The sequence below is a fragment of the Micromonospora sp. NPDC005710 genome, assembly GCF_040630995.1.
In the GTDB taxonomy this organism is placed as follows: Bacteria; Actinomycetota; Actinomycetes; order Mycobacteriales; family Micromonosporaceae; genus Micromonospora.
In genome coordinates this window covers 309,964-324,411 of sequence record NZ_JBEXYP010000001.1, presented here as the reverse complement: position 1 = coordinate 324,411, position 14,448 = coordinate 309,964, and the positions used below count along the sequence as shown (strand labels likewise).

The 14,448-nt window shown below is 71.2% G+C and carries 12 protein-coding genes; 8 read left to right on the top strand and 4 right to left on the bottom strand.

All coding sequences use genetic code 11. The annotated features are described in order from the left end of the window. Positions 1 to 243 precede the first annotated feature (243 nt). Together ABZ406_RS01555 and ctaD are read left to right on the top strand one after the other, a co-directional pair. Positions 244 to 1,350, top strand: coding sequence for an FAD-dependent monooxygenase (locus tag ABZ406_RS01555; RefSeq protein WP_357755146.1), 1,107 nt, complete (start codon positions 244 to 246; stop codon positions 1,348 to 1,350). Between the two features lie 130 nt (positions 1,351 to 1,480). After that, complete coding sequence (gene ctaD / locus ABZ406_RS01550) at positions 1,481 to 3,238, top strand: cytochrome c oxidase subunit I (protein WP_357755143.1); 1,758 nt, start codon at positions 1,481 to 1,483, stop codon at positions 3,236 to 3,238. A gap of 466 nt (positions 3,239 to 3,704) precedes the next feature. On the opposite strand, the gene ABZ406_RS01545 is transcribed toward ctaD, so the two are convergent. From ABZ406_RS01545 to ABZ406_RS01530, 4 genes are read right to left on the bottom strand one after another with little or no spacing between them, the layout of a single operon-like run. Further along, the gene (locus tag ABZ406_RS01545) at positions 3,705 to 4,952 is read right to left on the bottom strand and encodes an MFS transporter (protein WP_357755140.1); all 1,248 of its coding nucleotides are present in this window, start codon (positions 4,950 to 4,952) and stop codon (positions 3,705 to 3,707) included. A 40-nt stretch (positions 4,953 to 4,992) separates the two neighbouring features. Further along, entirely contained in the window at positions 4,993 to 5,574 is a 582-nt protein-coding gene (locus tag ABZ406_RS01540; protein WP_357755138.1) for an isochorismatase family protein, read from the bottom strand. Positions 5,575 to 5,619: 45 nt separating this feature from the next. After that, positions 5,620 to 6,906: a nicotinate phosphoribosyltransferase gene (locus tag ABZ406_RS01535; RefSeq protein ID WP_357755135.1), complete on the bottom strand. Its 1,287-nt coding sequence runs from the start codon at positions 6,904 to 6,906 to the stop codon at positions 5,620 to 5,622. Between the two features lie 16 nt (positions 6,907 to 6,922). Beyond that, positions 6,923 to 9,601, bottom strand: a complete 2,679-nt coding sequence (locus ABZ406_RS01530; protein ID WP_357755132.1) for a LuxR C-terminal-related transcriptional regulator — start codon at positions 9,599 to 9,601, stop codon at positions 6,923 to 6,925. A gap of 194 nt (positions 9,602 to 9,795) precedes the next feature. On the opposite strand from ABZ406_RS01530, the gene ABZ406_RS01525 reads away from it, so the two are divergent. The 6 genes from ABZ406_RS01525 to ABZ406_RS01500 all read left to right on the top strand — a co-directional run bounded on the left by ABZ406_RS01525 (position 9,796) and on the right by ABZ406_RS01500 (position 14,231). Next, on the top strand, positions 9,796 to 11,343 hold the full coding sequence (locus ABZ406_RS01525; RefSeq protein WP_357755130.1) for a hypothetical protein: 1,548 nt from the start codon (positions 9,796 to 9,798) through the stop codon (positions 11,341 to 11,343). 148 nt (positions 11,344 to 11,491) lie between these two features. Beyond that, a complete protein-coding gene (clpS, locus tag ABZ406_RS01520; RefSeq protein ID WP_030331276.1) occupies positions 11,492 to 11,782 on the top strand; it encodes an ATP-dependent Clp protease adapter ClpS in 291 nt (96 codons plus the stop codon). Continuing rightward, positions 11,779 to 12,279, top strand: coding sequence for a DUF2017 domain-containing protein (locus ABZ406_RS01515; RefSeq protein ID WP_357755127.1), 501 nt, complete (start codon positions 11,779 to 11,781; stop codon positions 12,277 to 12,279). The genes clpS and ABZ406_RS01515 overlap by 4 nt, the downstream gene beginning before the upstream one ends. A 52-nt stretch (positions 12,280 to 12,331) precedes the next feature. Then, positions 12,332 to 12,820 carry a M67 family metallopeptidase gene (locus ABZ406_RS01510; RefSeq protein ID WP_357755124.1) on the top strand — a complete coding sequence of 163 codons (489 nt, stop codon included), beginning with the start codon at positions 12,332 to 12,334 and terminating at the stop codon, positions 12,818 to 12,820. Positions 12,821 to 12,885: 65 nt separating this feature from the next. Beyond that, on the top strand, positions 12,886 to 13,254 hold the full coding sequence (locus ABZ406_RS01505) for a MoaD/ThiS family protein (RefSeq protein ID WP_357755121.1): 369 nt from the start codon (positions 12,886 to 12,888) through the stop codon (positions 13,252 to 13,254). An 11-nt stretch (positions 13,255 to 13,265) separates the two neighbouring features. Further along, the gene (locus ABZ406_RS01500) at positions 13,266 to 14,231 is read left to right on the top strand and encodes a cysteine synthase (RefSeq protein ID WP_357755118.1); all 966 of its coding nucleotides are present in this window, start codon (positions 13,266 to 13,268) and stop codon (positions 14,229 to 14,231) included. Positions 14,232 to 14,448: the final 217 nt, after the last annotated feature.

Below are 14,448 nucleotides of genomic sequence, written 5' to 3'. Positions count from 1 at the left end.
GCGCTCCCACGCTCAATCACACATTTACATGTCTGAAACTGCTGCGCAACCGTACGGGTCGAACCGGCACATTGTGCGGATTGCCGTGCCCCGCCGGACGGCTGGCGCCGGACAGCGGCCAAGCGGTGCGGATCGTCGAGGAGTGGCGGGGTGCGGACCGATTGGGCCTGGTGTGCGCCGATCGCTCCGAGTAGCGTGTTGCCTCCAACGCGTGCCGCTCCCCCTCCGGAGGCGTACACCACCATGGGTGGCTCCCCCCTGCGCATCCTCGTCGTCGGCGCGGGCATCGCCGGCCTGGCAGTGGCCCGGGCGCTGCGCCTGGCCGGCTTCCGGCCCGACGTCACCGACAAGCTGCCACCGGGGGAGTCCACCGAGGCCGGCCTCTACCTGCCCGGCAACGCCGCCCGCGCACTGCACCGCCTCGACCTGCACGACCCGGTCCGGCCGACCGGGCAGGTGATCCACCGGCAGCGGTTCTTCGACGCCGCGGGCGCGCAACTCTGCGAGGTCGACCTCGACGCCCTCTGGGCCGGCGTCGGCGAGTGCCGGGCCCTACCCCGGGCCGACCTGCACCGGGTGCTGCTCAGCGGTGCCGGCGGCGCCGTCCGGCACGGTGCCGAGGTCCGCACCCTGGACCTCCTCCCGGGCGCTGTCGGCGTCACCTTCACCGACGGCACCACCACCGAGTACGACCTGGTCATCGGCGCCGACGGGCCACGCTCCTCGGTCCGTGCGCTGGCCGCCCTCGGTGGGCCGCCGCGCCCGGTCGGGCAGGTGGTCTACCGGGCCGTCCTGCGCGACGGTCCACCTGTCACCGAGTGGACCGCACTGCTCGGGCAGCGCTCCGGGTTCCTGATGGTGCCGATCGGTGCCGGGCGACTGCATCTCTACGCCGACGAGGCGGGCACCGAAGAACCAGCCGATCCGCTGGCCCGGCTGCGGGAACTCTTCGCCGACTACCGTGGCCCGGTTCCCGAGGTGCTGGCGGCTCTCGACGAGGTGCACGTCGGGATCACCGACGAGGTGGAGCTGGGCCGCTGGTACCGGGGTCGTGTCCTCCTGGTCGGCGACGCCGCGCACGCCACCGCGCCGACCCTGTCGCAGGGCGCGGCAATGGCGCTGGAGGACGCCGTGGTGCTGGCCGAGTCGCTGCGCGCCGCCACCAGCGTGGAGGCGGCGCTCGTGGCGTACGAAAGTCGTCGCCGCCCGCGTACCCGATGGGTGCGGGACCGGACCCGCGACCGCAACCGGACCAGGGACGTGCCGCCGGCGCTGCGCGACCCGCTGCTGCGCGGACGCGGCGACCGGATCTTCGGGGAGCACTACCGGCTCCTGCTCGGCCCGCTGTAGGCCCGAAGTAGATCGTGTCACGCCACCCCACGCGGCGCTGCGACCTGCCGGGGACTATCCTCCTTGCGGATGACGGCCCGCCGATAACCAGCGTGTGCCGAGCGGGACAACCGAGAACCGGAGGCCACTCGTGACCACCGTCGCACCCAAGCCGGTCGTGACCCGGCCCTGGCCGGTCCGGGAGCCGGTCAAGGGGTCGGCCATCGCGCGGCTGCTGCGAACCACGGACGCGAAGCAGATCGGGATCATGTACATGATCACCGCGTTCGCGTTCTTCATGATCGGTGGCCTGATGGCCCTGGTCATGCGTGCCGAGCTGGCCCGACCCGGGTTGCAGTTCCTGTCGCCGGAGCAGTACAACCAGCTGTTCACGATGCACGGCACGATCATGTTGCTGTTCTTCGCGACGCCGATCGTGTTCGCCTTCGCGAACTACATCGTGCCGATCCAGATCGGCGCGCCGGACGTCTCCTTCCCGCGGCTGAACAGCTTCGCCTACTGGCTGTACCTGTTCGGCGGCACGATCGCGACCGCCGGGTTCCTCACCCCGGGTGGCGCCGCTGACTTCGGCTGGTTCGCGTACGCGCCGCTGAGCAGCGTCGAGCACTCGCCGGGTGTCGGCGCCAACATGTGGATCATGGGTCTGGCCATCTCCGGTCTGGGCACGATCCTCGGCGCCGTGAACATGATCACCACGGTGCTGACCCTGCGCGCGCCCGGCATGACCATGTTCCGGATGCCGATCTTCACGTGGAACATCCTGGTCACCAGCCTCCTGGTGATCCTGGTCTTCCCGCTGCTCGCCGCCGCGCTGTTCGCGCTCGCCGCGGACCGCATCCTCGGTGCGCACGTGTACGACGCGGCAACCGGTGGGCCGATGCTCTGGCAGCACCTGTTCTGGTTTTTCGGGCACCCCGAGGTGTACATCGTGGCGCTGCCGTTCTTCGGCATCATCAGCGAGGTCATCCCGGTCTTCTCCCGCAAGCCGATCTTCGGCTACAAGGGTCTGGTCGCCGCGACCGTCGCGATCGCCGCGCTCTCCATGAGCGTCTGGGCGCACCACATGTTCGCCACCGGCCAGGTGCTGCTGCCGTTCTTCAGCTTCCTGAGCTACCTGATCGCCGTGCCGACCGGTATGAAGTTCTTCAACTGGATCGGCACCATGTGGCGGGGCCAGATCAGCTTCGAGACGCCAATGCTCTGGGCGGTCGGCTTCCTGGTCACCTTCCTCTTCGGTGGTCTCACCGGTGTGCTGCTGGCCAGCCCGCCGATCGACTTCCACGTGTCGGACTCGTACTTCGTGGTGGCGCACTTCCACTACGTGCTCTTCGGCACCATCGTGTTCGCGGTCTTCGCCGGCATCTACTTCTGGTTCCCGAAGATGTTCGGCCGGATGCTCGACGAGCGCCTGGGCAAGGTGCACTTCTGGCTCACCATGATCGGCTTCCACACCACGTTCCTGGTGCAGCACTGGCTGGGCAACGAGGGCATGCCCCGTCGGTACGCCGACTACCTGCCCAGCGACGGCTTCACCACGTTGAACACGATCTCCACGATCGGCGCGTTCATCACCGGTATCTCCACGCTGCCGTTCATCTACAACTGCTGGAAGTCGTACAAGACCGGCCCGGTCGTCGAGGTGAACGACCCCTGGGGTCACGGCAACTCGCTGGAGTGGGCGACCAGTTGCCCGCCGCCGCTGCGCAACTTCGACAAGATGCCCCGGATCCGCTCCGAGCGGCCGGCGTTCGACGCGAAGTTCCCGGAGTTGGCCGCCGGCCAGAGCGTCGCCGGCCCGCCGGAGGGTGGCGCCAAGCCGCTCACCAGCGAGTCGGACGGCGGCGCCAGCTACCGCGAGGACACCGCGAGCGACGTCGACAGGCACTGACCGCTCACGCTCAGCAGTACGACGGGCGCCGCCTCCGGGACAACCGGGAGCGGCGCCCGGTGTCTTTCCCTGTCTTTGCCGGCATGCCCCGGTCTGGCCCGGCGCGGTCCCGGCTCGACGCGGCTGCCCTCGGGACTGTGTCCCTGATGAGCCTGATGCCTGTGAGTCATCGTGATGACTCACAGGCATCAGGCTCATCAGTAGGTATGCCGGGTCGTGCTGCCCGGGTCGGCCCTGGTCAATGCTGCTTGGCCGCGCTGCCTGGGTCGTGCTGCCTGGGTCGTGCTGCCCGGGTCGTGCCGCCCTGGCCGCACTGCCCGGGCGTGCTGCCTGGCCGCGCTGCCTGGCCGTGCCGCCTGGGTCGGCTCTGGTCCGTCTGGCCGGTGTCGGCGGTCGTAGTGGTCGGCAGCGCCGTGCGAGGGCTGGCGAGAGCGGCGACCCGTCGCTCCGCTGCGTGGGCGGGGTGTCAGCGGGCAGCGGAGGTGAGGTCGGCCTCGACGGACGGCGGGATGACCGCGTCGGCGTTGCGGCGGCGGCGCAGCTCGATCGGGAGCACCACAAGGGTGACGAGCGCGCCGAGCGCACCGGTCACCACGAAGCCCCAGAGGGGCGCGCTGGCGTCGATCACCGCGCCGGCGAGTGGCGCGCCGACCGCGATGCCGACGGTGACCGCGGAGCCGTGCAGGCCCATCGCCTCACCGCGTACCTCGGCCGGTACCAGGCGGCTGACCGCGTCCGAGCCGGCCGCGATGGTCGGCGCGCAGAGCGCGCCGGCGGGGATCAGTGCCAGGCACAGCAGCCACCAGTGCGCACCGCCCAGCCCCACCGGGATGGTGCACAGGGCCAGCGCGGCGGTCAGTGCCAGCGGGGAGAACGAGCGGTGCACCGCCCCGTAGGCGAAACCGCCGGCCAGCGAGGCGACCGCCCAGATGGCCAGGACCGCGCCGGTCCAGCCGACCTCGCCGCTGGCCCGCAGAACGGCGACCACCGCTACATCGGTGCCGCCGAGCACCAGGGTCGCCGCGGCGCTGAGAGCCAGGACAGCGAGCAGTCGGGGTGTCAGCCACTCCCGGCGTGGCACCCGGCGCTGCGGGCCGGTGGGCTCGGTGGCCTCCCGGATCGGTGGGTTCACCACCCACAGGGCGATTCCGGCGGCGACGATGCCACCACCGACCAGATACATGGTGGTCTGCGCGGAGATCGCGGTGACCAGGGCCACCGCCAACGCCGGGCCGATCATGAAGGACAACTCGACCGACATCGAGTCCAGGGCGTATGCCTGGCGGCGCTGCTCCTCGGGGACCAGCGCGGCGATCGACTGCCGAACCACGGAGAAGATGGGCAGGGCCAGGGAGCCGGCCACGAAAGCGGCCGGCAGGAGCACCGGGTACGTGAGGGAGGGCGCTGTGGACCAGAAGATCGCCTCGGCGATCCCGGTGAGCACCAGGACCGGGCGCAGTCCACGCCTGTCCACGAGTCGGCCGAGCAGCGGCCCGCCTATCGCCGCGCCCACTGTGACAGCCGCACCCACCAGGCCCGCCGCCCCGTAGCCTCGATCAAGGTCGAGCACCACGTGGAAGGTGAGCGTCACCCCGGTCGCGGTGAGCGGGATGCGGGCGAGGACGGCGACCACAAGCAGCGACCGCAGGCCGGGCAGGGCGAGCGCCTGCCGGTAAGGCTTCATGTTCACGTGGGTCCGTACCTCCGGCGACATCCTCGACCGGTGGCGGCCCCGGGGCCAACCTAATAACGCCTCATGCGGCAGTGATCACAGGCTCGCCGTGCATCACCACCCCGGCGCCGTCCATCGCGCGGAGGGCCACGTCGGTGGTCGCCGGGGCGACGGCGGCGGTCAACTGCAGCAGCACCGTGGTGGCGAAGCCCTCCCGGGCGGCGTCCAGCGCGGTAGCCCGCACGCAGTGGTCGGTGGCGATGCCGACCACGTCGACCCGGTCCACGTCGTGCCGGCGCAGCCAGTCGGCCAGGCACTCGCCGTCGTCGGCATGCCCTTCGAAACCGGAGTACGCCGCCGCGTGCTCACCCTTGTGAAAGATCGCCTCGACCCGGGCCGTGTCCAGTTCCGGGTGGAACTCCGAACCGCTGGTGCCGACCACACAGTGCCGGGGCCAGGACTCCACGAAGTCCGGCGGATCGCCGAAGTGGGCACCCGGGTCGACGTGGTAGTCCTTGGTCGCGACCACGTGCGCCCACCGGTCCGGCTCGGTGGCGAGCAACCGGGAGATCCCGGCGGCCACCCCCGCGCCGCCCGCCACGGCCAGCGAGCCGCCCTCGCAGAAGTCGTTCTGCACGTCCACGATGATCAGCGCGTTGGCCATCGGGGGTTCCTCTCTCCGTGTTGTCGGTGGCGCTCGGGGGACGGCTCAGCCGGCGGGTACGACGGTGACCGGCACGGCCGGGTCGCCGGCCGACAGCTTCAGCCCTTCCCACGGGATGGAGATCAGGCACTCCCGCAGGTGCTCCCGCGACTCGTCGAGGGTGGGCAGCCTCACCGGCTCGCCGGCCACCACGTACGAATGCTGGAGCAAGCGGTCGTTGGGCTGCCGGTCCGGAACGCCCTGCGGGACGATGACCTCCTCGGTGGCGGTGCCGGTCGGCTTGTGCCGTCGGACCGCTACCTTCCGGCCGCCGATGGTCGCCTTGTGCTCGGACCGCTTCACCACCGGGCGTCCCTCGACCTCGACCAGCTTGTAGACCAGCCCGGCGGTCGGCGCCCCGGAGCCGGTGACCACTGCCGTGCCGGCGCCGTACATGTCCACCGGCTCGGCGGCCAGCGCGGCGATGGCGTACTCGTCCAGGTCACCGGAGACGATGATCTTGGTCTCGGTGGCGCCCAGCGAGTCGAGCAGCTCCCGGGACTGCTGAGCGATCACCGCGAGGTCACCCGAGTCGATCCGTACCGCCCGCAGCTCCGGCCCCGCCACCGCTATCGCGTTACGGATGCCCTGGCTGATGTCGTACGTGTCGACGAGCAGCGTGGTGTCCTTGCCCAGCGTGGCGACCTGCGAGGCGAACGCCGCCCGCTCGTCGTCGTGCAGCAGCGTGAACGCGTGCGCCGCGGTGCCCGCCGTCGGGATGCCGTACCGCGCACCGGCGGCGAGGTTCGACGTGAACCGGAACCCGGCCAGGTACGCGGCCCGCGCTGCGGCCACCGCCGCTTCCTCGTGCGCCCGACGCGACCCCATCTCGATCAGGGCCCGGCCCCGCGCCGCGGTCACCATCCGGGCCGCCGCGGCAGCCACCGCGCTGTCGTGGTTGAGCACCGACAGTGCCACCGTCTCCAGCACCACACACTCGGCGAAGCCGCCGGAGACGGTGAGGATCGGTGAACCGGGGAAGAACAGCTCACCCTCGGCGTACCCGTCGACGTCGCCGGTGAACCGGTAGTCGGTGAGCCACGCCGCCGCCGTCTCGTCGACCACGCCCGTCCGCAGCAGGAACTCGACCTCGGTGGGGTCGAACCGGAAGTCGCGGATCAGCTCGATCAGCCGGGTCGTCCCGGCGACCACGCCGTACCGGCGGCCGGTCGGCAACCGGCGGCTGAACACCTCGAAGACACACCGGCGGTCGGCCGTGCCGTCCTTCAGTGCCGCACTGACCATGGTCAGCTCGTAGTGATCGGTCAGGAGCGCGGGGCGGTGGATGCTCACCGCCCCAGCCTAAGGTTCAGCTCGCGTCGCCGCCGTCGTGGCCCGGGATCGACCGTAACGCCGCCCACAGCTCGGCCCGTCCGGCGACGCCGAGCTTGGCGTAGATCCGCTGGAGGTGGTTCTCCACAGTGCGCGCCGAGAGGTAGAGCCGTTCGGCGATGGCCCGGCTGGGGGCGCCGTGCGCGGCGAGGCGGGCCACCTGCCACTCCCGCTCGGTGAGCACCGGCGCGCCGGCCTGGAGCGCCGGCGTCCGGATCAGGTCACATCGCCCGAGCAACCCGGCGAGGCGCTCCCGGGCGTCGTTCGCCGCGGCCGAGTGCTGCCGGCGCAACCGCTGGACGGCCTGGGAGGTGGCCTCGGCGGCGTACACGGTCAACTCCAGGGCCGCGTAGTCGTCCGCGACCGCGAGCAGACCGGTGGGGGAGTCGGTGACCGCGGCGCGGGCGTGCCGGGCCAACAGCGGCGGGAGCACCCCGTCGACCCGCTCGGAAAGCTCGGCGAGGCGCTGCGCCACCGTGCGCCGGCCACCGTCGGAGCAGGTCGGCCCAACCTCCATGCCGGCCTGGTCCAGTCGGACGAGGTCGTGCAGGACGTGCACCTCGTGCCCGGCGAAGCCGTCCGAGCGCAGCCGGTCCACCAGGTCGCCGAGGTGTTTGACAGCGCCCGGCAGATCGCCCGTCGCGGCGAGCGACGCACCCCGAGCCTGCTCCAGCCACGGGTAGAGCACCGCCATACCCGGTGCCTGGGTGCGGTCGGCTTCGGCCATCGCCGCGACCGCCTGGGCGGCGTCACCGCGCAGCGCCGCCGACTGCGCGCGTTCGGCCTGGGCCAGACCCGCGTAGACCCGACTCGTGGCCAGCACCGCGCAGGCACCGAGGGAGGTCCGCATCGCGGCGTCGCTCTGCCCGCGCAGCCGGGCCGCGTACGCCTGGAGGATCGCCAGGTAGCCGGTGCCGAGGCGGAAGTCGCCGGCGCCGGCGAGGTCGGCGAACTCGTCGGCCACTATCGCGTCGATGCCGGCGAGGTCGCCGGTGAGCATGAGTCGGGTGCCCCGGGCCAGCTCCAGGGCCAACTGGAGGTACGGCATGTCGGTGCGCCAACTGGCCGCGGCCGAGTGCACCTGGGCGATCGCCGTACCGCTGCGGGTCAGCTCGCCCTGCGCGGCCTGCACGTACGCGATCGTGGAGCGGGCCAGCTCGCGGGCGGCGACGCCGGCCGCCGGCCGGTCCAGTACCTGTCGGCTGAGCTGCACAGCGGTGGCGGTGTCCAACCGGTGCAGGCGCATGATCGCCTCGAAGGCGTGCACCCGGGACCGGTCGGCGGAGTCGCTGAGCTGCTCGACCCGGTTCGCAATCTCCTCCACCGTGGACTCCTGGCTCAACCCCCAGTAGGTGACCATGCCTCGGACGGTCAGCCAGCGGCAGAACCGCCGCTCGTCGCCGGGCTCGGGCGTCACCGCGTCGAGGACCTCGATCGCCTCTTCGGGTCGGTCGGCGAACATCAGGATGGTGGCCAGCAGTTCGGCCGCGTCGTAGCCGCCGTCGGCGTTCAGCGCGGCCCGCGCCAGCCGGGTAGCCAGCGGGACGTCGTAGCGGGTGAACGCCTGCACCGCGGCGTCCAGCAGCAGGGCCGGATCCTGTGCGGTGCCCGAGTCGAGTCGCCAGACGGCCACCCGCAGCAGATCGTCGCGGCGGCGTTTGCCGACCTGCTCCAGCAGCTCGGCGAGGTGTGCCTGGAGCCGACGGGTGCGGCTCACCGGACAGCGGCGACGCATCACCTCGCCGTAGAGCGGGTGCGCCAACCGGACGTTCGTGCGCCTGTCGTGTTGAACGACGGTGATCAGCCCGCGTTCCTCGGCCGTCTCCACGTCCGACTGTTCGGCGGCCTGCCGCAGGAGGTGCAGGCCCAGTGGTTCGCCGAACGCGACGAGCTCGACGACAGCGCGGACGCCGTCGGTGAGTTTGCCGACCCGGGTGTCGATGAGGTCGGTCAGGTTGGGCGCCAGCTCCAGTCGCCCGGTCCACTTCCAGATGCCGTACGTGCGCTTCAACTCCGCGCTGCCGTTTGCGGCGTGCACCAACTCGCGTAGCAGCAGCGGGTTGCCGGCCGACAGTCGGCCGAGCCGGTCGGCGGAACCGGGGTCGACCGGGCCGCCGAGGATCGCCGTCAGCAGGTCGGTGGTCTGCTCCTGCGGCATCGGGGTCAGCTCGACGTGTTCGACCAGGTCGTTGGTCCAGAGCGCGCGGATCGGCAGCGGGATCTGCTCACCGTCGCGCAGGGTGCCGACCACTGTGGCGTTCTCGGCGCGGGCGACCAGGTGCACGAGTGCGGCCGAGGGTGGGTCGAGGAGGTGGGCGTCGTCGATGGCGAGCACGATCCGTCGACCGGCCGCCTGCTGTTGCAGCAGGTTGAGCGCCCACCGCAGGACGCCGGCGGGGGAGAGGCCCTGGGGCTGCTCGGCGGGGAGGACCTGGACCAGCCCGCCGAACGGCAACGCCGCTGTGGTGGCGCTGGCGGCGATGGACCAGATCGCGAACCGGTCGTTGGGCAACACGCCGACTGCCTCGCGCAGCAGCCGACTCTTGCCGATGCCGGCGCTGCCACTGAAGAAGAGCCCGCGGCCGGCCTCACCGGTCACCGCTTCCAGCAGGCGGTTCAGCTCGTCCGTGCGGCCGACGAACTCCCATCGACTCATTCGCGCAGCATATCGACCGGAATCCCCCCGCGCCCGCACCGTCACCGTGCGAAGTTGAGTAATCGCACAATTACCGGTGAGTACCCGAGATGTTCCGCTCGGTTGCCGGCCCGCCCGTAGTCTTCCGACATCCAGGTTCTTGTACCGGAACTTTCGCGACCGGACCTTCGGTCACCTGCATTGGGAGGCACCTGATGAAGCAGGGCCCTCTCCCCTCGGTCGACTCGCCGGACGACATGACCGGCCCCACCGACCTACCCACCTGCGGTCCCCTCCCCGCCCAGGTCGGAGTGTCCGGCGCAGCCCCGGACGAGCCGCTCGGTGTGGTCGCCGTCGGTCCGGCCGGTGCCGAACGGCGGGCCGTGCTCGCCACAGTGCTCGGGCTCGACCCGGTCATGCTCACAGTGCCGGCCGGCAGTTGGCTGGTCGTACGCGACGCCAAGGTTCCCACCCGGGCGGCGTTCGTGCCCGGCTACCGTCAGCCGCACTCGTACGGCGCTGACCGTGACGCCGCCGGTCCGGCACTGGCCCGCCCGCCCCGGCGTGTCGAGCTGACCGTTCCCGAGCCGCTGCTGCGGCACTTCACGCTCATCGACGTCCCGGACACCGCAACCCTCGGCGTGTCCGGCACCCGGGTGCTGCTCGAAGCAGCGGGTCGAGCCGGCGCGCTGCTCTTCGTGATCGCCGCCGACCAGGCTTTCACCGCCGCCGAGTTGAACCTGCTCGCCGAGGTCGCCCCGACCCCGGTGGAGGTCGTCTTCGCGGTCACCCCCGGCGCGGCGGGCTGGGCTCCGCTGGCCGACGGCACGGCGACTACGGAGGACGCGGGGGCGTCCGTCCCGCCGGTCGGTGGTGCGGGGACCGAGGTGGACGCGGTGGCGGTGACGGTGGAGGCACATCGGGCCGCGCTCCTGGCCGCGGTGCCGGCGCTCGCCGGTGCGCGGTGGTTCCCGGTCGACGACGCCGACACCGCCGCCGACCTACGGCGGGCGCTGGTGGGCTGGGCGTCGCGGGAGGGGTTGCAGCGGGCCAGCGTCGACCCGGTCCTGCCGGGCCATCAGGATCGGGTCGCCGTGGCCGCCGATCCCGGTAACTGGGCCGAACGGCTCGACCGGCGTACCCGCTCGTGTGCTCAGCGGATCCGTCAACATCTCGCCCTGGAGTTGGCGAACATCCACCTGCGGGCCGTTCAGGAGATCGTGTTCGGAGTCGGCTGTGCCGGCCTACCGGATCACCTCGACCGGGAGATGGCGGCGTTGTCGCTGTTGGCGACCGCACAGTGCGACCAGGCGGTGCACGGCATTCTGACCGACGCCGCGACCCAGGTGCTCGGCGTGCCGCCGGCGGAGGGCGTGCACCGCCGGATCGCCCGGGCCGTGCGGTACGGACTGGCCGATCACCGGCCCGGCCACGAATTGGACAAGGTGCTCTTGATCACCAGTGCGGCAGGTGTGACCGACTTGACCGGCTCGGAGGCGATCGACGCCGCCGCCAGCTATCCGACGGCGTCCCGCGACGAGGTGCTCCCGCCGGTCGCGGTGGCGCTCTCCGGCGGCTGCTGGCAGCAGTGGCGTACGCCCGGCAACGCCGACCAGAGCGCGGCGCGGGCCTGGTCCCAACGGGCGGTGCGTGAGGTCGAGTTGGGATTGTCCAGGGAGATCTCCCGACGGTTCGAGGTGATCCGCCTCTCGCTGGGCGTGGTGCTCTCCGATGCACTCGATCACGGCACTCTGCTCGCCTGAGGGCGCGCCCACCGGTTGGTCCGGGTCCGGCCCGGACCCCGCTTCCGATGGCGTCCGGGGCGGGTCGGGAGTGCCGGGGGTGGGTGATCCGCGCCGGGCCGGCGTTCCGGTTCCTCGGTTCCGGGAAACCGGTGGCACGATGGGGGGCATGGCGGCTCCGCAGGTTGTACCGGTCGAGACGCCGGACACTGACGAGGTGCCGGCGTCCGACCGGCAGTGGGTGACGATCGTGTGGGACGACCCGGTCAACCTGATGACGTACGTGACCTGGGTTTTCCAGAAGCTTTTCGGCTACAGCCGGGAGAGGGCCGAACAGCTGATGCTGGACGTGCACCACAAGGGCCGCGCCGTGGTCTCCACCGGCGCCCGGGAGCGGATGGAGCACGACGCGTCGCAGTTGCACGCGTACGGGCTGTGGGCGACGGTGGACAGATCATGAGCATGTTCCATCGCCAGGCCGGCCGCTACGTCGCCGTGTTCGCCGTCGACGAGGTGCGGGTGCTGCGCAAGGTCGCCTCCGAGGTGGTGGGTCTGCTCACCGACGGCTTCGACCACACCGACCCGGTCGTCGGCAGGCTCTTTCCGGCGGTCTACCCGCAGGACGCCCCGGGCACCGCCGAGTTCCGCCGCTACACCGAGGGCGACCTGAAGACCGCGAAGATCGATCAGGCGGGGGCGATCCTGGCCGCGTTGCCTGACGACGCCGGTGGCGAGGTGCGGCTGGACGCCGAGGCCGCCGAGGCGTGGTTGCGGGCGATCAACGACGCCCGTCTCGCGATGGGCGTCCGGCTGGAGATCAAGGACGGCACGGATCTGGGCGAGGAGTTGGACGACGCGGTCGCCGAGGACCCGGGGTCCAGCCGGGTGTTCCAGCTTTCGGTCTACGCCTATCTCGGGTATCTACAGGAGTCGCTGCTCAACGCCTTGATCGACTAGGCGTGACCGGCACCACTTCGGCACGTGCCCGGCAGGCGTTAGGCTGGTGCACGTGCTGAGCATCGACCGGTCGATCATCGACGCGATCGTCGCCCACGCGCGCCGGGATCACCCCGATGAGGCGTGCGGCGTGGTCGCCGGTCCCATCGGCGGCGACACCCCGACCCGGCACATCCCGATGGACAATGCGGCGCGGTCGATGACCTTCTACGAGTTCGACTCGATGGAGCACCTGCGCGTGTGGCGGGAGATGGACGACCGGGACGAGGAGCCCGTCGTCATCTACCACTCGCACACCGCCACCGAGGCGTACCCGTCGCGGACCGATGTCGCCTTCGCCGGCGAGCCGGGGGCCCACTACCTGCTCGTCTCGACCCGGGAGCCCGACTCCGAGGAGATCCGGTCGTTCCGGATCGTCGACGGCGTGGTCACCGAGGAGCCGGTCCGCGTCGTGGAGGCCGGGGTCGACCCGCACGCCGTCCAGTCCTACATGTTCGGGCAGAGCCCGGCGACGGTCGATTACGAGTGTTCCGGCCGCTGACCTGTCAGCGCCGCAGCCGTCTCGTCCCGTCACCGTAGGCACACCCGATCGAGGAGTTCGACATCATGGCTATCGAGGTTCGCATCCCCACCATCCTGCGCAGCTACACCGGCGGCGCGAAGGTCGTCGACGGCAGCGGCGACACGCTCGCCGAGCTGCTCACCGACCTGGATTCCCGGCACGGTGGTCTGCGTGGCCGGCTGATCACCGACGCGGGCACGCTGCACCGCTTCGTCAACGTCTACGTCAACGACGAGGACGTCCGCTTCCTCGGCGCGTTGGACGCGAAGCTCTCCGACGGTGACAGCGTCACCATCCTGCCAGCCGTGGCCGGCGGTGCGTTCGGCTTCGCCGCCGCCGCGGCGATCAGCTCGCACAGCATCAGCCTGCACAACGCCGCCGCGGAGGCCCGCGACGCCGTAGCGGCTCGCTGAGGTCGGCCGCCATGGCGCGGTACGACAGTCTGCTCGACGCCTGTGGGGGCACGCCGCTCGTCGGCCTGCCTCGACTGTCCCCGACGGTGCCCGACGGGGCCCCTCCGGTGCGGCTCTGGGCCAAGCTGGAGGACCGCAACCCGACCGGCAGCATCAAGGACCGCGCGGCGCTGTTCATGGTGCGCGCGGCGGAGGAGTCCGGCCGGCTCCGCACTGGTGACACCATCCTCGAGCCGACGAGTGGCAACACCGGCATATCGTTGGCGATGGTGGCCAAGCTGCGCGGTTACCGGTTGGTCTGCGTGATGCCGGAGAACGTCTCCACCGAACGGGTCCAGATGCTCCGGATGTACGGTGCCGAGATCATCTTCTCGCCGGCGGCGGGCGGTTCCAACCAGGCGGTCGCCACCGCCAAGCAGATTGCCGTCGAGCACCCCGACTGGGTGATGCTCTACCAGTACGGCAACGAGGCGAACGCACGGGCGCACTACGAGACGACCGGGCCGGAGCTGCTGCACGACCTGCCCAGCATCACGCACTTCGTGGCCGGTCTGGGCACCACTGGCACCCTGATGGGCACCGGCCGCTACCTGCGGGAAAAGGTCGAGGGCATCCAGGTGGTGGCCGCCGAGCCGCGGTACGGCGAGGTGGTCTACGGCCTGCGCAACATCGACGAGGGCTACGTTCCGGAGCTGTACGACGCGTCGGTGCTCTCCCGCCGGTTCTCGGTCGGCACCCGCGACGCGGTGTTGCGCACCCGTCAACTGGTGGACGTGGAGGGCATCTTCGCCGGGTTCTCCACGGGCGCCATCCTGCACGCGGCGTTGGCCGTGGCGCACGAGGCGGTGCGCGACGGCCGGCGTGCCGATGTGGCGTTCGTGGTGTGCGACGGCGGCTGGAAGTACCTGTCCACCGGCGCGTACGGCGGCACGCTCGCCGATGCCGAGGACGCCCTGGAGGGGCAGCTCTGGGCCTGACCGATCTGGTCTGCCGACTACGGGCCGTCGACATTTGTCGGCGGCCCGTCTGCTGCCCGAGGTACCGCGAGCAGGTGTCACGTTCGTGACAACTTCCGTTGGATCATTCTTGCTGCCGGGTGCGCCAGCGTAGGCTGCGCAGCGTGGCGCACGCGTCGGTAGAGATCATGGCCGGGACTGTCACCGGCACGGCTGCTACTGATAGTGACAGCGAGAC